Source organism: Erwinia sp. PME.40.26/001, from assembly GCF_055556675.1.
This window is the reverse complement of sequence record NZ_JBVHNP010000014.1, coordinates 21,247-41,117: the sequence shown is the minus strand read 5'-3', so window position 1 is coordinate 41,117 and position 19,871 is coordinate 21,247. Positions and strand designations below refer to the sequence as shown.

Genomic DNA, 19,871 nt, shown 5'->3' with positions numbered 1-19,871 from the left:
CCTGCACTGCTCTCTCCTCCACCTTCAGCTGGTTTTTAACCCCGTCCTACCGCAGACATCCGCCGCCTTACGCCACCTCATGGGTATCCAAAACGGCAAACTCGCTTAATAAATTGATATATATCAATAAATAAACTCACGCCCTACGATCCTCTTTGCGTCTGCCAGCGGCCATTCATGTCGCCCCAGAGGCATTTCATTCCCTGGTCAGGGCAGTTCATGCCCTTTTTCCCCGCAGTAATGAAGCCCGGCTCTACTATTGGCTTAATTCAAGATCCTTAGTATTTCCACCAGGAGATTTCCATGAACGCATCAACCGCAGGTCACCGCGTTAACCGCACCCGCTGGTTAACCCTGATCGGTACAATCATTACGCAGTTTGCGCTGGGTTCGGTCTACACCTGGAGCCTGTTTAACGGGCAGCTGTCTGACAAGCTGGATACCAGCATCAGCCAGGTCGCTTTTTCATTCGGACTGCTGAGTCTTGGGCTGGCGGTTGCTTCATCCGTAGCCGGAAAACTGCAGGAACGTTTTGGCGTGCGTAACGTCACCATCGCCGCCGGGCTGCTGATGGCTGTGGGCCTGATGATGACTTCCCAGGCGGATAACCTGTTTATGCTTTATCTGAGCGCTGGCGTGCTGGTCGGGCTGGCTGACGGGGCGGGTTATCTGATGACCTTATCGAACTGTGTAAAATGGTTCCCGGAGCGTAAAGGCATGATTTCCGCCTGTGCGATCGGTGCCTACGGCCTGGGCAGCCTGGGTTTTAAATTCATCTGTAGCTATCTGTTAAGCGTCTACAGCCTGGAAACTACCTTTATGATCTGGGGGGGGCTGGCGATGAGCATGATAGTCGTCGGTGCGCTGCTGATGAAAGATGCCCCGGCGCAGCAGGGAAGCAGTAGCAAAACCAGCCAGAAGAGCCGCGATTACTCGCTGGCAGAATCTATGCGTCTGCCGCAGTACTGGATGCTGGCACTGATGTTCCTGACGGCGTGTATGAGCGGTCTCTACGTGATTGGCGTGGCAAAAGACATCGGTGAGAATATGGTTCACCTGAGCGCACAGACCGCAGCCAATGCGGTGACCATCATTGCGATTGCCAACCTGAGCGGCCGTCTGATTCTGGGTGTACTGTCTGACAAAGTCGCCCGTATCCGGGTGATCACCCTGGCGCAGATTGTCTCCCTGGCCGGGATGAGCATTCTGCTGTTCAGCCATATGAATGAAGGCAGCTTCTTTATTGCCATCGCCTGCGTCGCCTTCAGCTTCGGCGGCACCATCACCGTTTATCCGTCACTGGTCAGTGACTTCTTTGGCCTCAACAACCTGACGAAAAACTACGGGGTCATTTATCTTGGCTTCGGTATCGGTAGCGTGATGGGGTCGCTTATCGCTTCCCTGTTCGGCGGCTTTACCGTGACCTTTAGCCTGATTATGGCCCTGCTGGTTATCTCTCTGCTGATGTCAGCCACCATCCGCATGCCGCACCGGGCTGCTGAAGTGAAAAAAGCGTTACAGCACGCCTGACAGACAGCATCACACCGCATGCCCGCAGGCGACTCTCCCTGCGGGCTTTTACGTCAATATCGGCCCACGCTCAGTTCCTGTACGAAATAACGCCCGCTTGACCGGCAGGCTATTCCCTGATGTTGAAAGCTGCGCTATTTGCCCCCACTTCCGCTTTAAGATGATTCTCATCAATATCGTGATTTTTTCATCATTATCTTATTTAATATACTTGAGCAGAGTCAGAGCATTAGCATATAGAATTATTTTGAAATATTTCCTCTGATAACTCTACATTCGCGGCATTATTCCTCCACTTTTCTTGCGTAAAGTTGTAGTCATAGAAAAGGGCGGGAGATAAACATGAAAACAATAATGAAAGCGACCTCTGTCATGGCACTGATTGTGATGCTGAGCGGTTGTATTATTGCGCCTCGCCATCATCACGACGGTGACGGCGGTTATCACGGCGGTGGCGGCGGATATCACGGCGGCTATCATCATGGCGGCGGGCCACGGCGCGGCTGGTGACGAATTCGGTGAATATTCACCGATAGGCCCGGAACCCTGTCGTCGGATTGACGCCGCTTAAGCGACGTCAACACGCAGCAGGGTTCGGGGCTGGGCGGGCAAAGCCTGCACACAGCAATATAAAAAGAACCATGAAGTAGCAAAAAGTTGGGCGGGGATTTCCCCGCCCTTATTTTTATTTAACTTTTAATACTGTAATTACACTGATACCAGGCTTTCATCAGGCCAGGTACATGGCTTTCCTGTGGGCTTAACGCCTCCACTTTATCAAAGCCACGCTCAGTACAATATCGTTCAACATCTTTCTCCATTGCCGTTTTATCGACGTTAACCGGATTAAAACGATATTGAACGGTATTCACTGCCGGATCTTCATCCACCTTCTCAAAGGCCCCGGGTTTGCCGGAAGTACAGCCAGCCAGCAGTAAAATCGCCAATACGGCGGATAGTTTCTTCTTCATTATGACTCCCCTCTTCGAGTGCCGCATCATAGCAATCTCCCTCCCTGCGGCTATCAGACTCAGGCGCATTTGCACAATTTTACTTAGCTTATGCAATGTTTTGCCGATTGAATCGATTCAGGAGAGTGAATGGCCTTCAGGCGATATCAGTGCGAATATGGCCCCAGACATTAGAAGATGTCTGCGCAACACCAGGTATTTATTTACTATAATTAGAAAGTTTTTATGCCCGCGGCGAGCGGGCTTTTTTTTGGCATCAATTACCTGTTCCGCTAATAATTATACGTAAAACATTGGCTGAATCTTTACCCGGAAGTGCCAGAACCGACTGATAAAGATCTATCGTCATATCGCAGAGTTTACCTTCATCCACCCCGGGTTCAGCCGGTGTATTCAGCGTTTGCAGATCACTGCCCCAGCGACCATACAGGCCGCGTACCACGCCCTGAAGCTGCACACGTCCCTGTTTTAAATCCACAGATTGTTCTGCCCCCCGGCTGTGCTGCAGCAGGACATCCATCGACTGCAGCTCCCGGTCGGTAACGGCTTTTGGCAACAGCTGACTGACGTTAACGCCCCCTTTAACCTGGGGAAACAGAAAGCGGAAACACTGTCCGGCACCGTGCTGGCGGATCTGTTTCATCTGCTCAAGGGAGGCCTGCATGTAGTCGATCAGGTCCTCATCGCGGGCCGCATTAATACGCTGATTCAGCAGGTCAGCCACCAGAGGACGCAGGCTGTCGATCGCCTGCTGCGCCGGCATTCCGTCACGGAGATGGGTCATCAATTGATCATAGGCCTGCTGGTAGAGCGCAGGCTGCTGTACTTTCACCGTGCGCCAGACCGGCAGCGTGGCGAGGCGGGCCGCTGAGGCATCAATGGCGGCCTGTTTCTGCTGTGCCGGGTTCACCCAGCCGAAGTAGTAAATATTGCCCGCCAGCAGCGGAAGTACAAACAGCAGTATTGCCGCGGCAGGCCTGAGTTTTTTACGCTGTCGCAGGCCACCAATAATAACCAGCCAGACCAGAGCGGAGAACAGCGAGGCAAGAATAGCGTGAGAAGTCAAAGCAGGATCCTGAAGTTATCAGGCCAGCTAGCCGGCCTGTAAAAACACCTTAGTCAGCGCGCACGTCCACCAATACCGGACAGCTGGCACGTTCGATAACCGCTGCACTGCATGAACCTTTCAGCAAACGGTTGAAGGAGGAGAGATGGCGACGTCCGATGATGATCATCGCCGCCTGAAGGCGGTTCGATTCGGCCACGATGGTTTCAGCCGATTCCCCGGCGACCACCCTGCCCCGCGCCACCACGCCCGCACGGTGCAGTTCCGCCAGCGCCTGGCGCACCACCGCTTCGGCGGTATTTTGCTCGTCCAGCGCCAGGCCAAAATCACCGGGATCTTCACCCGCCTCTATATCAAACGGGCCGGAGTCCGCATAGCTGGCATCCACGCAGCACACCACCACCACCTCAGCCTGTAAGGCCAGCGCCTGTTCGGTCGCCAGCGAAACAACTTTGCGGGCAATGACCGAATTATCTACTGCAACTAAAAGCGTTTTCATAGCCTTCTCCTGTCAGTCGCGTAATGCGGCTTTTCCAATTTCATCGATCAGTGCCTCCTTACACCGCAGGATCGCCTGCCGGTTGCGCGCCTCATGCCGCTGAAAGCGGGCGCCAGGGATTAACAGACTGATGGAAAAACGCCCCAGAATGGTGTCGATCGCCACCGCCATGGTGGAGATGCCCTCCAGGGTTTCTCCCCGATCATAGGCCAGACCGGTACGGCGAATTTCAGTCAGATGCGCCAGCAGCGCAGGGAAGTCGCGCACGGTCAGTTCTGTGATGGCCTGAAAAGCCTCCCCGACCCGCTCTCTGGCCGTCTCGTCGCTGTCCAGCGCCAGCAGCGCACGGCCGCCGGACGTGCTGTAAAGCGGCAGGTTCATGCCGATGCGCGGCACCACCCGCAGCTCCCTGTCGGCCACCACATAGTGAATAATGGCCAGCTGCAGACCGCTGGCCCGCGCCAGAGAGACGGTTTCCCCCGTCTGGTCGCACAGCGCCTGAAGCCAGGGCTGGGCGATCGCCACCACATCAGTATGAACATTGGCGATAAGTCGCAGCAGAGCTGGCCCAAGGCGCACGCCTGCCGCCGTACCGTGGCTGCGTACCAGCTGGACCGAGTCAAGCGCAGCGACAATACGCTGTACGGTGGAACGCGGCAGATCGACCGCCTGGGCAATTTCGCCCAGGCTCATCCCGTCCGGTTTTGCCCCTAACGCGTCAAGAATTTTCGCCGCGCGGGTGATCACCTGAATGCCGCCGGAACGCTCGTCATCGCGGCAGCCTGAAGACTCAAACATAGGGATCCTTTTCCTTGTTACCGGCCTTTACTGTAGCACTGAATGTCTCACTGGATACAGTGTACCGCATTGCAATACATCGCATCACCCTGTAATATTCCGCACAATGTATCACGATGCAATACAGTGCATCGATAATAAAAATAGTGTTGGAGTCCCTGCAATGAATGGCCAGCCTGCGGCAATGCCGCCTCCGCACCCTTTCACCCTGCGCCTGGCGCTGGGCCTGGTGGGTGTGTTGATCGCCGCACTCAGCTCCGGCCTTAACGATCGGGTGACAGATCTCGCTCTGGCCGACATCCGTGCCGCACTGGGCATAGATTTTGACACCGGGAGCTGGATCACCTCCGCCTATCAGGCAGCGGAAGTCGCTGCCATGATGATAGCCCCCTGGTTTGCCGTCACCTTCTCCCTGCGACGTTTTACGCTGGCTGCCACGCTGGGTTTCTGCCTGATGGCGGTCGTCCAGCCACTGATTTCAGATGCGTCAGGCTTTATCGCCCTCCGGGTGATCCAGGGAATTTTTGGCGGTGCCCTCCCGCCAATGCTGATGACGGTCGCTCTGCGCTTCCTGCCGCCCGGCATTAAACTTTACGGGCTGGCTGCGTATGCCATGACCGCGACCTTTGGCCCAAATATGGCCGCCTCCCTGGCCGCATTCTGGACCGACTCCGTTGGCTGGCAGTTTACCTTCTGGCAGGTTATCCCCCCCTGCCTGATCGCCGCCCTGCTGATTGGCTGGGGGCTGCCGCAGGATCCGGTCCGGCTGGAGCGGTTTCGCCAGATTGACGGGCTGGGGATGCTTACCGGCTGTAGCGGTATCGCCCTGCTGATACTGGCGCTGACCCAGGGAGAACGGCTTGACTGGTTCCAGTCACCGCTGATTAGCGGCATGTTACTGAGCGCGGCTGCGCTGCTGCTGGTGTTTCTGATCAACGAATGGTATCACCCGCTGCCGCTGTTCCGGCTGCAAATGCTGCAGCGAAAAAATCTGACCCACGGTCTGCTGGTGCTGGCGGGGGTACTGATGGTGGGGCTGTCGGGTTCGGCCCTGCCTTCAGCCTATTTTGCTCAGATTGACGGCTTTCGCACCGCGCAGTTTGCTCCGCTGGCGCTGACGATTGGCCTGCCGCAGCTGCTGATTGCGCCGCTGCTTGCTGCGCTGCTTAACCTGCGCTGGATAGACTGCCGCTGGATGCTGACGGCGGGAGCCGGGTTGATGATCCTCTCCTGCATGATGGGAATGCAGATCACCGGCGAGTGGGCGCGACAAAATTTCTGGGTCATTCAGGTTTTACAGGCGTTTGGCCAGCCAATGATGATCCTGCCGGTACTGATGAGTGCCACCAGCGTGGTGATGCCGCCCGAGGGGCCCTTTGCCTCGGCGATGTTCAATACCGTGCGCGGTTTTTCCAGCGTGGCCGCTGGCGTGCTGGTAGAGAATTTCCTCACCCACCGCGAGAAGTTCCACTCGCATACGCTGGTCGATCAGCTGGGTAACCGGCCGTGGCTGATGACCGCCGCGCAGAGCGACAGCGCCAGCGGCCTGATGCCGCTGCTGCCCGACGGGACGGTCAGTTCCGTTGAGAACCTCAGCCATTTCAGCACGCTGCTCAGACATCAGGCGGTGATCCTCAGCATCAGTGACGCCTACCTGCTGATTACGGGGTTTGCGCTGGTTCTCATTCTGCTGACCGCCTGGCTGCCGAAACGCGTGTGGCCGCCGCAAACCTTACTCACTCCCGTTCCGCCAACATCGAGATCACAATCATGAGCTTCACACCTGCTAAACGCACCGCTTTGCTGGCGGCCCTGTTGCTGATACTGCTGGCCATTGCTTTTTTTATCTGGTCGGCCATTAACCGTCATCAGCTGCGCACCGACGATGCGGTGGTCACCGCCGACTACACGCTGGTCGCGCCCAAAATTTCCGGTTATATCCGCACGGTTAACGTCTCTGATAACCAGCAGGTCACTGCCGGAGAGGTGCTGGCCACCCTCGACGATCGGGACTACCGCGTTGCGCTGGAAACGGCCAAAGCGAATCTGCAGGTGAGCGAGGCGAAACAGGCCAGCATTGAGGCCCAGCTTGAGCAGCAGAAAGCGACCATCGCTCAGGCTGATGCCGCGGTCAGCGCCAGCCAGGCCACGCTCAACTACGCTGCACACAATGCGGACCGTTACCGCCGCCTGTTGAAAAGCGGTACGGCGACCGCCGATGAGCAGCAAAAATCCAGCGCCACCATGTTGAGCGCTGCCGCCCAGGTGAAGCAGAGCGAGGCCGCAGCGCTGGCCGCGCATAAAGCGGTGGCGGTACTGCAGGCCAGCCTGAAACAGGCGCAGGCAGACAGCAGTGCCATGCAGGCCAGCGTCGATCAGGCGCTGCTCAATCTTTCCTACACCCGCATCACCGCCCCAATTTCCGGTAGCGTTGGCCAGCGCGCGGTGCGACAGGGGGCGTGGGTAGCGGCGGGTACCCGTCTGCTGGCCGTAGTACCGCTGAAACAAAGCTATGTGGTGGCCAACTTCCTTGAAACGCAGCTGGCCAACGTGACTGCCGGACAGCCGGTTTCTTTGACGGTTGATGCGCTTCCCGGCGTGACGCTACGCGGTCACGTTGACAGTATTGCCCCGGCAACGGGATCCACCTTTGCCGCCATTACTGCCGACAACGCCACCGGCAACTACACCAAAGTGGTGCAGCGCCTGCCGGTGAAAATCGTACTGGAACCGGGCCAGGCAGATCGGGAACGGCTGCGCGTGGGCATGTCCGTCGTCCCGGAACTGGAAAGGCAATAATGTGAGAAAGGTCTCATAACAATGGTCTTTATTTTGCTGAGTAATACGGGTAGATTAGCCTCGGATCCGGCCCATATCGGGCGCTCAGAGGACTTGTTTGTGAAATATGCTTTGATGGGAATCTCTTTTATCCTGTTGATCTGGGTTGGCACTTTCTATCTGATGCTGTAAGGATAAAAGTGACGGGGTCAGGCTGCCCTGACCCTCACTGTTTTTAAATGTCGTCGTCGCTACTTTTGGTGGCCCCCGCCAGAATACCCTCTGCACGGAACATCGCTTTTATGCCTCTGACCGCCTGACGGATACGATCGCTGTTTTCTATCAGCGCAAAACGCACGTGCGTATCACCATAGTCACCAAAGCCAATACCCGGCGAGACACAGACCTTCGCCTCCTGCAGCAGCAGTTTGGCAAACTCCAGCGACCCGAGGTGCGCATAGTGATCGGGAATTTTTGCCCAGACATACATCGAGGCTTTCGGGTTATCCACCATCCAGCCCGCCTCGTGCAGGCCTTTTACCAGCACGTCACGACGGCGTTTATACTGTTCGGCAATATCCCGTACGCACTGCTGATCCCCTTCCAGGGCGGCAATGGCCGCCACCTGCAGCGGCGTAAAGGTGCCGTAATCATGGTAGCTTTTGATACGCGCCAGCGCCGAGACCAGCTCTTTGTTACCCACCATGAAGCCGATGCGCCAGCCCGCCATATTGTAACTTTTTGACAGCGTGAAGAACTCTACCGCCACGTCACGTGCGCCCGGCACTTCCATAATCGACGGGGCCTTCCAGCCATCGTAGACAATGTCGGCATAGGCCAGGTCGTGGATCACCAGCACGTTGTACTGTTTCGCCAGCGCAATCACCCGCTCAAAAAAGTCCAGCTCCACGCACTGCGCGGTCGGGTTCGACGGGAAGCCGAGGATCATCATTTTCGGCTTAGGGTAGCTCTCACGGATGGCGCGTTCCAGTTCGTTAAAGAAGTCGACACCGGCCACCAGGGGCACGGAACGCACCTGCGCGCCGGCAATCACCGCACCGTAGATATGAATGGGGTAGCTGGGGTTGGGCACCAGTACGGTGTCGCCATGATCGAGCGTTGCCAGCATCAAATGGGCCAGTCCCTCTTTCGACCCGATGGTGACAATCGCTTCTGATTCCGGGTCAATATCCACCTGGTAGCGGTCGGCATACCAGCGTGAAATGGCGCGGCGCAGGCGGGGGATCCCGCGCGAGGTGGAGTAACCGTGCGTATCTTCACGCCGGGCCACGGTACAGAGTTTTTCAACGATATGCGGCGGCGTCGGGCCGTCGGGGTTTCCCATACTGAAGTCGATAATATCTTCACCGCGACGGCGGGCGGCCATCTTCAGTTCGGAAGTGATGTTAAATACATACGGGGGAAGACGTTCAATACGGGAAAAACGGCGTGGGGAACTGTTGTCAGCCATAGCATAGCATCCTTTGATTCACGTAAGCGCCCGGACCATCCGAGCGACGCTGACCACTGTGGTGGTCGTTGAATCAACATATCTTACAATTCTGTAACCTGTCGAGAGGCAGGATAAAATTTTTTATCCGGCGGGATTAAGGCGGCCAAACAGCCAGTCATTCACCCACTGGCCGCGTAACAGGTAATTATCCCGCAGCGTCCCTTCCAGCAAAAAGCCGTTTTTTTCCAGCACCCGTCGCGAGGCATGATTACCCTCCACGACCTGAGCTTTGAGTTTATGGAACTCACACTCGTCGAATAAAAAATCACACAGCGCACCCAGCGCCTCGCTGCCATAGCCCTGACCGAAACAGTCGCTGAACAGCGAATACCCTACCTCAGCCTGCCGGTGCGGGGCCCACTCGGGATTGGCACCCATCAGCCCGACCACGCGCCCACTCTCTTTCAGCCGCACCACCAGGCACAGCATGTGAAAGCTGGTGACCTGCCAGGGGGCCAGACGGTCCTGAAAACGCTGACGAATATCGGCAAGCTGCGGCACCGCGCTGATAAATTTCATGCAGGTTTCATCGCTGTGGATCTTGAGGAAAAGCTGCCAGTCTTCAGGCTGTAATCGGGTCAGAATCAGTCGCTCAGTCGTGAGTTGCATACATCGTCTCGCTAAAAGGGGAAAAACCACAAAAAACACATCTCTTTTCTCTGCCGCTTTTTCGCCGTGTAATGATCCGCAGCTTCACACCATGATAATGAATTTGTCACAGGAGAACGACATGACTGACCTCAAAATTGACAATATTCCGGATGCTATTCGCCGCGTTAAAATGCAGCTCCGCCAAGAGCTTCCGCACTACCGCCAGGTTTTTGCCGAACTGGACAAGGAGATGCGCCGCCAGATCAATGCGCTCCACGCGGAGCAGCAGCGCGGGGAGCATCCGGTACCGCAGCTGGATGCCGACGATATTATTCACCACCGCATCACCGAGAGCCAAAAAAACCAGATCCGCCAGCGCGGCTGCTGCACGGTTCGCGGGGTTTTCTCCGTACCGCAGGCCCGCGCATGGAATGAACAGATGAGCTACTATCTTGACGATAATCAGTTCGTTGAGAAACTCAAGAATGCCGCCGAAGATAACTATTTCGGTGACCTGAAGCAGGGAAAACCGCAGATCTACGGCGTTTACTGGTCACAGCCCCAGGTTCAGGCGCGGCAGGATGCGCGCATGCAGGCGGTTCAGGTCTTTCTGAATTCGCTCTGGCAGACCGAAAGCCAGGGCAGACAACACTTTGACCCCACCCGCATCGTCAGCTATGCCGACCGCATTCGCCGCCGCCCGCCACATTCCGGTTCGCTGGGCCTGTCGCCGCACGTAGACGGCGGATCGCTGGAACGCTGGCTGGATGAAAACTTCCGCCACGTATACCGCCACGTCTTCAGCGGCGACTGGCAGCATTATAATCCGTTCGATGCCGAAGGCCGGACGGAAGTGCGCGAGTTCGCCTCACCCGCCGTCTGCTCAATGTTCCGCACGTTTCAGGGCTGGACCGCCCTGACGCCGCAGCGCCGGCACGGCGGCACCCTGAAACTGCTACCGGTGGCTAACGCCATGGCGTGGATATTACTGCGTGCCCTGCAGGATGACGTAGCAGAAGATGACCTGTGCGGCGCGGCTCCGGGCCGGGCGCTGTCGGTCAGTGAAAAATTCCATCCTCTTTTACTTGAAGGTTTTTCCTCTATTCCGGATATGGAGCCTGGCGACACGGTGTTCTGGCACTGCGACGTGGTCCATGCCGTGGAAAATGAGCATCACGGCGAATTTGACAGCAATGTGATGTACATTGCGGCAGCGCCCTGGTGTGAGAAGAACGCCGCCTATCTGCAGCGCCAGTGGCCGGCATTTGTCGACGGTCGTTCACCCCCGGACTTCGCCGCCGATGATTTTGAGGTGGATTTTGCCGGACGCGCCACGGAGGCGGATTTAACCGGAACGGGGAAAAAACAGATGCACGTCTGATCCTGCCAGCGGTTCCGGTCGGTGCGCACTGTTCCCTGCTTTGTGCCGACCGGGTTAGCGTTTAGATCTCCTGACTGACCGCATGGGGAGCGGATTTGTTTGCACCCTGAATTTTTTCGTTTACTGTGGCAGATTACTTTCCCCCTCTGATATCGACTGACAATGGCAAACACGCTATGACGTTTATTCTGCGAGATGCGAAACAATCCGAAGCCGCCCTTCTCAATCAGTTAGGCATCCGTTTATATACGCACCATTTGCAACATTACTGGGATTCAAAAGAAGAAATGAATGAATACCTTCAGCAGGAGTATTCGTTACATACGATTCAGCATAGCCTCAACGATCCCGCCGTCAGTTGGTATATTGTGGAGTCTTCAACCCCGGTTGGCTTCTTAAAAGTCACATGGCGATGTCATATCCCCGGAACCCGTCAGGAGGGAACGCTGCTGAACAAACTTTACCTCTCGCCGGATGAAACGGGGAAAAACTATGGCAGGCAGATCCTTGATGACATCGCTGAAAAAGCGAGAGAGCGCGGCAATGATTATCTCTGGTTAGAAGTTCACGAACATAACAAACGTGCGCGTCAATTCTATGAAAAACAGGGGATGGTGTTCATTCAGGATTTTTTCCATAAAACATCCACATCTGATGTAAAGGTTCATATCCTCGGTAAAAATCTTTGAACGCGGTTGATGCTGATATTGATCAGGTAACGTCACCTGATGGTCACCCCCAATCGTATTCCCCTGGCTACCCTGTGCCATAAAGGAACTTAATGAAGCAAGGCTGGGATGTGTATATAGCCTGCTTCCTGTGACATCACTTATTCTTACTAAGCGATTCAGCTGGATCGTAAATTATCAATCGCATTATTGCTAAGCATGAGCACTGATTTAACGCTGACCCTTATTCTATCGATAATGGCCTGCCGGGGGCCAAGACGCCACTCTTCACTATTATAGAAAGATTCCTGAGAGGATTTCAGCTGGGAGAGGCTGTCATAAGCCCTGATCAGATAGTAAGCGTCGTCGTCGTGGGCTGATATACCAAAAGAAATAATATCCATACCCGCTAAACGGTGAAGCGGAGCGCTCTGCTCCGTCATTATCCTGTGGAAGTCTTTCCCGGTGCCGGGTTTTAGGGTATACAGCAAAAACTCGACTGTTCTCATCGTCGCTATCCTGTTGATTTTTTTTAAAATAATAGTGACATTTCGCCCTGGAAACATGAAATCTGTCAGAACTGGCGGAGCGTCCTGATAGACACCCGGTCTTTCTTCGCTATGCTGTTTCCGAGTAGCTCCCGAGTGCCAGTAGGGAGATTGATCACCCTATAGCTGGCGGGAAAACAGATAATCAGGGGACGTTAATGGCAGGCTTAATGGCCATCCGTTCCCTGAACGGTGAGTTTCAGCATTGCCGGCACGGTCTCTTTCAGTATGGCTACCAGCCTGGGATCCATAAAGAGGTAATCGTCGGGGATATCCAGGATGTGCAGTGGCTTAAAAGCAATGATTCGGCCATATTCTGCCACCAGACGATTTTTATGCTTCTCTTCCATAACGCAGATAATATCGGCCCACTGAAGCAGATCAGCAGACACCTTTTTTTTAGCATTCCGGCTTGTGCCCGCAGAACGCACGGAAAGGGTTGGATGACGGCGGAACACCTGTTCCGCCGTGGGGCTGCGCCATTGATTACGACTGCATATAAAAAGTATATTCATCAGAAACCTGGTACTCTTCCAGACCTCGTGAGGCAAGCTGTTGGTTAGTAATACGTGGATACTCAAGCCCCAGTTGTGCGGCACGCAGCAATTTATCTGACCGCGTATAAAGCATCTTCCAGTTTTTTTCGCCACGAAAAGTTAATAAAGCATTGTGAATATCTCGAGACTTATTGCGTTGCTTTTGCGCCTTGCGCCAGCCTCGGGTACGGATCGTTTGCATAATTTCTCTCTCAAAGAATGATCGGGGTTAGCAGCCGCGATAATACGGAGAGAACAAACTCAGTAATTATAACGTTTTCAGGGACAATAGGCACCCCCGATTATTGGTTGAGAATGTTTAACTTTCTTATGTGATGAGAAGCTTGTCCCTCTTCAGCCTTGCTGCGGCATCCAGTCAGGCACAAATGTTATTCTCATTGATACCTGACATTAACTTCAGCTGTGTGTCAGAAGCGGACGTTATCAGGTAATAACATCGCACCAGTCAGTATTCATCTGACAGACAGTCATACCGCATTCTTATCACCTGGTTTCAGAAGGCTACATGCTTTAAACCCTGCATCCAGAACCGACTGAGTTCTGCTGCGGAAATAGTGGATGCAGGTAGCAGTGGTTCAGGCTGCTCAGAAAAAATTTTTTTAGCGAATTGTCTTCCAACCCACTGCGCTGCTGAGGTTTTGATATGTCTCTGTTGGTAAAAGCCTTGCAGAGCCATTTCCAAATCATCTGTCTCCTTCAGTAAACAAGTCAGGTGCCATGCGTCTTCCAGCGCCTGACAGGCTCCCTGCCCGGAGGTCGGCAAGGAAGCATGAGCCGCATCCCCGATGATTACAACATTGTCTTGATGCCAAAAGGGAAGAGGATCAATGTCATGCACGAAAATGCCCTTAACAGATGCACTATCACATGACAGCAACAAGTTCTGCACAGGATCAGGCCAGTCTCGAAAACGCTGTTGCAACTCATTGTACCAATGTGCCCGAGGACGTTCATTGTCCACAGGAGCGTTCCACGCTCCTGCCCAATAGCACAACCGGTCCTTCACCGGGACGATACCAAAACGCTCACCCTGCCCGCGAAAGTCATCAATAGCGTTGTTCGATGCACCCTCTCGTTGCCTTCCCACTCCTATGACGTTCACGAAACCATGATAACGAGGCGTTTCTTTGTCCCCATGTAATGACTGACGAACGACTGAATTCATTCGCCCGTCAGCGCCGACGACTAAATCAAACGCCAGGCTCAACTTCCTGACGTCCGCAGTAGTGACTGAACAATTGAATTTAATCTCCCTGCCCAGGCTCTCTAACCTGGCGGCCAGTAAGTGCATCAGTTCACGCCGTAACACGGTCACACTCGGAAAACCGCAAAGTGAATTCACTGCTAAAATATCGAACTGCGTCTGAAGGTAACCATTCCGATCAAACTGCCGCATCATGAACGGTGTACCACCTACATGCTTGACCTTTTCGTCCAGCCCCATCTTCTGCATGACGAACATGGCATTGGGCCATAAAGTTACGCCAGCTCCCATGTAAGAGACGTTGCTGCCACGCTCAAACAGGCTAACCTGATGGCCCTGTTGGGTCGCGAGTATTGCAAGTGCCATTCCAGCAACGCCGGCACCTACGATGGCAATTTTCTTAGGCCTGGTCATCATTATTTTCCTGTTATGAAATTTAACGAAAATTGTAATGACCACCTGATTAATGATAAATATAGAGTTATAGCTTTGTTAATCTCATTTTTTGGGATAATTAATGATTGAAAAATGTGAATTGCAGTGGCTTATCAGCTTTCAGGTGGTTTATGAAAAGCTGAGTTTTAAGCTCGCGTCAGAGCAGCTTCAGTTGCCATCGTCCAATGTCAGTAGACATGTCGCTTTACTTGAACAGCAACTTCATCTGCGGCTACTGGAGCGTACGACGCGTAAGATAATGCCAACCGCAGCCGGTAGAATGCTGTATCAATCCATTACGCCGCTCACGCACGCTTTGGATCATGCACTGCAAGAAGTCGCACTGTTTGGTGATTCACTATCAGGTCACCTGAAGATCATTACACCAGACCTTCCATTCATGGCAGATATTCTGGCTGACTTCTGCATCAAGCATCCACACATACAGCTCAGTTGTGACACACAATTGGATCCAACAGAGGGCCTACTGGATGGATTCGATCTGATATTACGCTTTGGACGTGGACCACTGGAAGATTCTTGCTGGGTAGCCAGGGAAATTCTGCGTTGGCCGAGTGGTGTGGTAGCTGCACCAGAACTTCTGGAACGTCACCCCTCACCACAATCGGTGGATGAGCTCACCAAAACCCCCTGCATTACGAGTATGTCGGTACTCCAGGGAATGCCCTGGAGATTTAAACAAAACCAAAGCGTCCAGGTACAGTCCAGCTATAAGGTGAACAGTGGACAGATGGCCAAGGCCGCTGCATTAAAAGGACTTGGTTTCGCCATTTTGCCTCTCCATGCCTGTGAATCAGAAATCAATAACGGCTCCCTTGTTAAAATTAACTGTAACCGCGAACCCGAGGATTTGGTGCTGTACGCGCTCTATTCCGGCAGAAAATACCTACAGGTGAAAGTGAAGGCGTTTCTGGAACACCTGCAAGAGGCTATTGCTCAATTAGATATACGCAGTAAGAAAGGAACATGAATGGCTCAGCAATCCAGTATCCTGGACGAAGTGAAAAGTAACGCCGCTTCTGACGGATCGGCGAAGCTAACCCGGCAGCCGGGCCGGAATGCTTAGAACTGCTATGTAAGAGCAACTTGCCCCGGCCTTGGCGTGTAGTTAGCTGAAAGGAGTAAATATGGAAATAACGGTAGAACGGTGTCCCCCAGATGAATGGGAATCCATGGTGAAAATTTTTACCGAAATGGAAGAGCACTATTATGGCAAGGGCATCATTCAGGAATCACTGTTAAAGAATTACCTCCGCAATCGACTGTTCAGTCAGCTCTCCGGGACTCTGGTACTCAGGGCTCGCTGCGATGCTCATATCGTTGGGCTGGCGTGCTGCAGTCTTCTCTACCCTTCTCCCCGATACAGTGGTCAGCTGCACATTAAAGAGCTGTATGTCTCTCAGAACAACAGAGATCAAGGCACAGGGAAATCCATCATGCGCTTTATTGCGAAACTCGCTCTTGAACAGGAGTGTCTTAGCCTCAGTTGGAACGCCGAGAAATCAAACCCCGGAGCAAATCGTTTTTATCAGTCTTTAGGGGGCAGAATAAATGACGGTATTGTGAATTATTATCTCCAGGGTGAACGCCTGAGCAAGCTGGCTTCCGGCAGTTCGGCAGAAACTGGCGGCTCTACCGGTTAGACTCATGCGCTGACGATTCGACTTGCGGTGAAACCTGCAGGGTGTAGATAACCACTCTGTGCCAGAAGCGCACGTTGCTCATCCCCTGAGTCACGCTTAAACAGTTTGCAGTGCAGCTTATTTCTGTTCCTCATGTAAAAAGGGCATTAACTGAAAGATGTCACTTAACTTCCTCATGTATATCTACTTACACACAAAGTCATCAGGAAAAGGAAGAATGAAGATGCTGAGAGGTAAAAGAGCGGTTATTACCGGCGGAGGTGGGGGATTTGGCCAGGCGCTGTGCGTGTGGCTGGCACGAGAGGGCGTCGAGGTGGAATTTTGCGCACGGCGGGCTGAAGATATTCAAAAAACCTGCAACATCATCACTGCTGAAAGCGGCATTGCAAAAGGGTATATCTGTGATTTAACCCGGCCTGAATCCCTTTCTCAGTTTTCTTCACAGCTGTTAGCTTCAGACAAGCCTATAGACATTTTAATCCTGAATGCTGCTCAGTGGTTATCAGGGAGATTAGACGATCAGCCTGATATAGAAATTATTAATACCGTCAATTCAGGCCTGACAGGTTCGATTCTCCTGACTCAGGCTCTACTGCCGGGGTTAAGACGTTCAGAAAATGCTGATATTGTCTCAATTATATCTTCGTGTGGGGTCCCCAACTTTACGGATTCTATTGCGCACCCAGCCTTTTTCGCCAGTAAACACGGGCTTAGCGGGTTTACAACTAAACTGGCACAGCAGTTATCTGAAGAAAATATCCGCGTTACCGGGTTGTACCCTCCGGATTTCGAATTTACAGGGTTAGATACGTCTGTCGATAGTCAATCCAGAATGGGAGAACGTTTAATGAACGGACGATCGGTCTGGGAAACGATTCGTTTTGTGCTGACACAACCGCATAGTTGCCATATAAGCAGCATCTACTTTCAAGGTCCAACTCGCGAAGATCTTAACGCCAGGCGCTAAACTGGGGGACGGTGAGCATTCTGCTCAACGTCCGCTTCTCGCTCAAAGCTGCCAGTCAGTTACTTCTTGGTCAGAAATGGCTGTCTGTCCAGGTGCGCGGGGAATTAAAGGCGGATCACCAGTAGCCTAACCCTGTCATCATTAGCCAGGCAGAGAATCCTACTGAAAATGTCCCGCCAGCGATGTAGAAGAACACATTTACATAAAATCCGATATCGCCACGATAATAGTAGTCTTTCTCCGGGGTGCCTTTCCGTGTTCTATAATCAAACCGGCCTGATAACCCCTGATTCCGTGTAGCAGCATCCATATAGCCATGATGAAAATCATGCATGCGACGGCTAATACTTTATATTCCAATGCACATGTCCTTATGTTGTTGGACAGAATGGGCTGTCTGTCCAGAGGGTGGAGAAGGTCAACGCTGAGAGGGCCGGAACTATCTGTCCCAGAAATCCCAGGACGGGTTCCAGTAAAATTTAAAAACCATCACCAGATACAGGCCCAATACCGCCGAAATCAGTATGAGCAGTTTACCGATGCCGCTTTGATAGTGCAGCAAGCCGCTAATCAGGCTAGCGGCGGCGATAATTAATACAGCGGCATGGAAGAGAACAGCCTCACCTAGTCCATTAAAATCAATACTTGATAACATTTTTGCATCCTTTCCCTGTGATTCGCGCTCACCATTAAGAGCAAATTGTGCTGCCTGTCCAGGGTGGCGCAGATTTTGCTGTAATGGCTCTGATCTGCATGGAAGTGGTTATGTCTGGTCAAGATTTCCTTAAGAGTGGTTCACTGGACAGAATTACGGTTTTGTCCATTACTGCATTTGTCCCGCCCAGGTATGCCAGTCATCAATGCCCGCTTTGTGCCAGGCGCTGGCGTTGTCGCCTCACGCAAATTCGATGGGTATGCTTTAGAACTCTTATGGTAAATGTAAGGGTTAGCAGAAGAAAAGGCCCAAGGAGAAGCTATGAAGATCAGATTTGCTCTGCCTGTGGAGGCAGTAGAATGCTGGAACATTCGAAACCAGGCTATACGTTACGGATGTAAGAACAGCTACGACGATGCGGTTATTGCAGCCTGGACACCGGAAAAAATGCCTGAAAGCTACAGGGAGGTCATTGTAGCGAATCCTTTTTTTGTTATTGATGGCTCAGATAACAGGCCGGTAGCAACAGGCTTTCTCGATCTTTCTTCAGGCAGTGTTGAGGCTGTTTTTACGTTACCTCAATATACAGGCAAAGGGTTTGGTAGTCAGATTATTGAAGCCATCAAAAGTGAAGCTCGTGAGCGTGGATTTGAGCAATTAACTTTATCTTCAACTCCGAACGCCCAAGCTTTTTATGAGAAGCATGGTTTCATACTAGTGCGGGAAAGCATGTATCCATCCGCGCTTGCACAGGCTGAACTGCGCTGTATGGAAATGTCTATAAAACTCCAATGATAGTGGTTCGCTGCCTGATCGCAATGTTCAATATATCCAGTTAGCACAGCGGGTAGATCTTAAAAGATTCAAATATCAACGTCCGCTCCTCGCTCAAAGCAGAGGGTATCCCCTTCAGAGTAAGCCTTGTACAAGCCCCAGTTCGCCGGTGCTTAAACCGGCCTCTGAGACGTGGCCTGACGATTCAGGGCGTATTTTTCATTAAGCCACCGCGACTGGCTCCCGGCGGCTGGCCGTTGATACGCTTGAAAGCCCGACTGAACGCGGCCTGAGAGGTATAGCCCAGACGCTGGGCAACCGTGTCGATCGATAGCTTATCCTGGCTGAGCCACTGACTGGCGAGACGCATACGAAACTCCGTTGCATAGCGCAGCGGCGGCACACCAATGGTCGTCTTAAAGCGATCGGCAAAAACAGAACGCGATACATGCGATTCCGCTGCCAGTTCAGCAACAGTCCACTCTTTGCCGGGCTGACGGTGTATAGCCAGTATGGCCCGGGCAAGGCGCGGGTCCCGCAGGGCCGCAAAAAGGCCAGATGCAGATTCACAGCCACATTCAACCCATCCACGCACCATCATCGCGGCCGCGACCTCGGCAAGACGAGCCAGAATGCCGGCAAAGCCGATGCGTCCTGAGCATATTTCGCTTTTCATGGCATACAGAATTGACACCAGACCCGGATAACGCGGCTGATCGGTATTCGCCACGATGACCTGCGGCATCAGTTTACCGAGCCTGTGCATGCCGCCGAAATCGAACGCCATGCAACCGTAAAAAAGCACTGCGCTTGGGATCGGGTGCGTACTGGGGCAGGTATCCACCCCGCTTACGGCTTCCCCCAGGGGAGCTGTAGCGAAATTGTCGATAGGCTGAAACACCGCGAGGGGGTCTGAAAGCAGCTGATGCGTTCCTCCCTGAGGCATGAACACAGCATTGCCAGCCGTCAGCTGGTGAAGCGCGCCGTCATTTGTACGTAAGAAAGCCGTGCCAGCGGCCAGATAATGAAAATAAGCATGTCCCGGCCTGTCATCAAACCCCAGCCCGAAAGAAGGGCCGGTCTGGATACGGCGATACTGGACACCGCGCAGGCGCATGCCCGTCAACAGTTCACTTATCAGATCGGACGACAGGGCGGTTGGTTCTTTATCGGTCATTTCAGGTGTTTCGGGCATAACATCAAGATTCAGCATCATAGATCGTCCTGCCAATCGATGCCAGGCTTTCCGCTGTGATAATTACCCTGGGATAG

23 protein-coding genes are annotated in these 19,871 nt (G+C 53.2%); 11 read left to right on the top strand and 12 right to left on the bottom strand.

Translation table 11 applies throughout. The annotated features are described in order from the left end of the window. Positions 1 to 303: 303 nt before the first annotated feature. Together ACZ3HG_RS22035 and ACZ3HG_RS22030 are read left to right on the top strand one after the other, a co-directional pair. The gene (locus ACZ3HG_RS22035; protein ID WP_191934816.1) at positions 304 to 1,530 is read left to right on the top strand and encodes an L-lactate MFS transporter; all 1,227 of its coding nucleotides are present in this window, start codon (positions 304 to 306) and stop codon (positions 1,528 to 1,530) included. Between the two features lie 342 nt (positions 1,531 to 1,872). Then, complete coding sequence (locus ACZ3HG_RS22030) at positions 1,873 to 2,040, top strand: hypothetical protein (protein ID WP_191934815.1); 168 nt, start codon at positions 1,873 to 1,875, stop codon at positions 2,038 to 2,040. Between the two features lie 179 nt (positions 2,041 to 2,219). Here ACZ3HG_RS22030 and ACZ3HG_RS22025 read toward each other — a convergent pair whose 3' ends face one another. The 4 genes from ACZ3HG_RS22025 to ACZ3HG_RS22010 form a co-directional block, all read right to left on the bottom strand. After that, positions 2,220 to 2,501 carry a putative periplasmic lipoprotein gene (locus ACZ3HG_RS22025; protein WP_191934814.1) on the bottom strand — a complete coding sequence of 94 codons (282 nt, stop codon included), beginning with the start codon at positions 2,499 to 2,501 and terminating at the stop codon, positions 2,220 to 2,222. A gap of 256 nt (positions 2,502 to 2,757) precedes the next feature. Next, a complete protein-coding gene (locus ACZ3HG_RS22020) occupies positions 2,758 to 3,567 on the bottom strand; it encodes a hypothetical protein (protein WP_465334417.1) in 810 nt (269 codons plus the stop codon). Positions 3,568 to 3,616: 49 nt separating this feature from the next. Further along, positions 3,617 to 4,066 (bottom strand): universal stress protein, encoded by a 450-nt coding sequence (locus ACZ3HG_RS22015; RefSeq protein ID WP_191934812.1) that lies wholly within the window; start codon positions 4,064 to 4,066, stop codon positions 3,617 to 3,619. Positions 4,067 to 4,078: 12 nt separating this feature from the next. Then, positions 4,079 to 4,864 carry an IclR family transcriptional regulator gene (locus tag ACZ3HG_RS22010; protein ID WP_191934811.1) on the bottom strand — a complete coding sequence of 262 codons (786 nt, stop codon included), beginning with the start codon at positions 4,862 to 4,864 and terminating at the stop codon, positions 4,079 to 4,081. A gap of 163 nt (positions 4,865 to 5,027) precedes the next feature. Here ACZ3HG_RS22010 and ACZ3HG_RS22005 point away from each other — a divergent pair, with 163 nt between their 5' ends. The 3 genes from ACZ3HG_RS22005 to ypdK all read left to right on the top strand — a co-directional run bounded on the left by ACZ3HG_RS22005 (position 5,028) and on the right by ypdK (position 7,834). After that, positions 5,028 to 6,638: an MFS transporter gene (locus ACZ3HG_RS22005; RefSeq protein WP_191936798.1), complete on the top strand. Its 1,611-nt coding sequence runs from the start codon at positions 5,028 to 5,030 to the stop codon at positions 6,636 to 6,638. Then, the gene (locus ACZ3HG_RS22000; RefSeq protein WP_465334413.1) at positions 6,635 to 7,663 is read left to right on the top strand and encodes an HlyD family secretion protein; all 1,029 of its coding nucleotides are present in this window, start codon (positions 6,635 to 6,637) and stop codon (positions 7,661 to 7,663) included. Before ACZ3HG_RS22005 ends, ACZ3HG_RS22000 begins: the two co-directional genes overlap by 4 nt. Before the next feature lie 99 nt (positions 7,664 to 7,762). Beyond that, the gene (ypdK, locus tag ACZ3HG_RS21995; protein ID WP_156288194.1) at positions 7,763 to 7,834 is read left to right on the top strand and encodes a membrane protein YpdK; all 72 of its coding nucleotides are present in this window, start codon (positions 7,763 to 7,765) and stop codon (positions 7,832 to 7,834) included. Between the two features lie 43 nt (positions 7,835 to 7,877). On the opposite strand, the gene alaC is transcribed toward ypdK, so the two are convergent. Both alaC and ACZ3HG_RS21985 read right to left on the bottom strand, forming a co-directional pair. Then, complete coding sequence (alaC, locus tag ACZ3HG_RS21990) at positions 7,878 to 9,113, bottom strand: alanine transaminase (RefSeq protein WP_191934808.1); 1,236 nt, start codon at positions 9,111 to 9,113, stop codon at positions 7,878 to 7,880. Positions 9,114 to 9,236: 123 nt separating this feature from the next. Beyond that, entirely contained in the window at positions 9,237 to 9,764 is a 528-nt protein-coding gene (locus ACZ3HG_RS21985) for a GNAT family N-acetyltransferase (RefSeq protein WP_465334410.1), read from the bottom strand. A gap of 121 nt (positions 9,765 to 9,885) precedes the next feature. Here ACZ3HG_RS21985 and ACZ3HG_RS21980 point away from each other — a divergent pair, with 121 nt between their 5' ends. Together ACZ3HG_RS21980 and ACZ3HG_RS21975 are read left to right on the top strand one after the other, a co-directional pair. Next, positions 9,886 to 11,127, top strand: a complete 1,242-nt coding sequence (locus tag ACZ3HG_RS21980) for a DUF1479 domain-containing protein (RefSeq protein WP_465334408.1) — start codon at positions 9,886 to 9,888, stop codon at positions 11,125 to 11,127. Positions 11,128 to 11,303: 176 nt separating this feature from the next. Further along, positions 11,304 to 11,816 carry a GNAT family N-acetyltransferase gene (locus ACZ3HG_RS21975; protein ID WP_191934805.1) on the top strand — a complete coding sequence of 171 codons (513 nt, stop codon included), beginning with the start codon at positions 11,304 to 11,306 and terminating at the stop codon, positions 11,814 to 11,816. A 158-nt stretch (positions 11,817 to 11,974) separates the two neighbouring features. On the opposite strand, the gene ACZ3HG_RS21970 is transcribed toward ACZ3HG_RS21975, so the two are convergent. The 4 genes from ACZ3HG_RS21970 to ACZ3HG_RS21955 form a co-directional block, all read right to left on the bottom strand. Next, positions 11,975 to 12,304: an NIPSNAP family protein gene (locus tag ACZ3HG_RS21970; protein WP_062743063.1), complete on the bottom strand. Its 330-nt coding sequence runs from the start codon at positions 12,302 to 12,304 to the stop codon at positions 11,975 to 11,977. Positions 12,305 to 12,510: 206 nt separating this feature from the next. Continuing rightward, positions 12,511 to 12,858 (bottom strand): low molecular weight protein tyrosine phosphatase family protein, encoded by a 348-nt coding sequence (locus tag ACZ3HG_RS21965; protein WP_191934803.1) that lies wholly within the window; start codon positions 12,856 to 12,858, stop codon positions 12,511 to 12,513. Then, positions 12,830 to 13,081 carry a hypothetical protein gene (locus ACZ3HG_RS21960; RefSeq protein WP_118663571.1) on the bottom strand — a complete coding sequence of 84 codons (252 nt, stop codon included), beginning with the start codon at positions 13,079 to 13,081 and terminating at the stop codon, positions 12,830 to 12,832. Before ACZ3HG_RS21960 ends, ACZ3HG_RS21965 begins: the two co-directional genes overlap by 29 nt. Before the next feature lie 312 nt (positions 13,082 to 13,393). Next, complete coding sequence (locus tag ACZ3HG_RS21955) at positions 13,394 to 14,521, bottom strand: FAD-dependent monooxygenase (RefSeq protein WP_465334404.1); 1,128 nt, start codon at positions 14,519 to 14,521, stop codon at positions 13,394 to 13,396. A 100-nt stretch (positions 14,522 to 14,621) separates the two neighbouring features. On the opposite strand from ACZ3HG_RS21955, the gene ACZ3HG_RS21950 reads away from it, so the two are divergent. The 3 genes from ACZ3HG_RS21950 to ACZ3HG_RS21940 all read left to right on the top strand — a co-directional run bounded on the left by ACZ3HG_RS21950 (position 14,622) and on the right by ACZ3HG_RS21940 (position 17,170). Further along, entirely contained in the window at positions 14,622 to 15,530 is a 909-nt protein-coding gene (locus ACZ3HG_RS21950; RefSeq protein WP_245006719.1) for a LysR family transcriptional regulator, read from the top strand. Positions 15,531 to 15,753: 223 nt separating this feature from the next. After that, complete coding sequence (locus tag ACZ3HG_RS21945; protein ID WP_425459761.1) at positions 15,754 to 16,203, top strand: GNAT family N-acetyltransferase; 450 nt, start codon at positions 15,754 to 15,756, stop codon at positions 16,201 to 16,203. Between the two features lie 223 nt (positions 16,204 to 16,426). Next, positions 16,427 to 17,170: an SDR family oxidoreductase gene (locus ACZ3HG_RS21940; RefSeq protein ID WP_191934833.1), complete on the top strand. Its 744-nt coding sequence runs from the start codon at positions 16,427 to 16,429 to the stop codon at positions 17,168 to 17,170. A 439-nt stretch (positions 17,171 to 17,609) separates the two neighbouring features. Here ACZ3HG_RS21940 and ACZ3HG_RS21935 read toward each other — a convergent pair whose 3' ends face one another. Continuing rightward, positions 17,610 to 17,825 (bottom strand): hypothetical protein, encoded by a 216-nt coding sequence (locus ACZ3HG_RS21935; protein WP_222682053.1) that lies wholly within the window; start codon positions 17,823 to 17,825, stop codon positions 17,610 to 17,612. Positions 17,826 to 18,146: 321 nt separating this feature from the next. On the opposite strand from ACZ3HG_RS21935, the gene ACZ3HG_RS21930 reads away from it, so the two are divergent. Next, complete coding sequence (locus tag ACZ3HG_RS21930; RefSeq protein ID WP_222682052.1) at positions 18,147 to 18,620, top strand: GNAT family N-acetyltransferase; 474 nt, start codon at positions 18,147 to 18,149, stop codon at positions 18,618 to 18,620. Between the two features lie 184 nt (positions 18,621 to 18,804). Here ACZ3HG_RS21930 and ACZ3HG_RS21925 read toward each other — a convergent pair whose 3' ends face one another. Continuing rightward, entirely contained in the window at positions 18,805 to 19,815 is a 1,011-nt protein-coding gene (locus ACZ3HG_RS21925) for an AraC family transcriptional regulator (protein ID WP_465334401.1), read from the bottom strand. Positions 19,816 to 19,871: the final 56 nt, after the last annotated feature.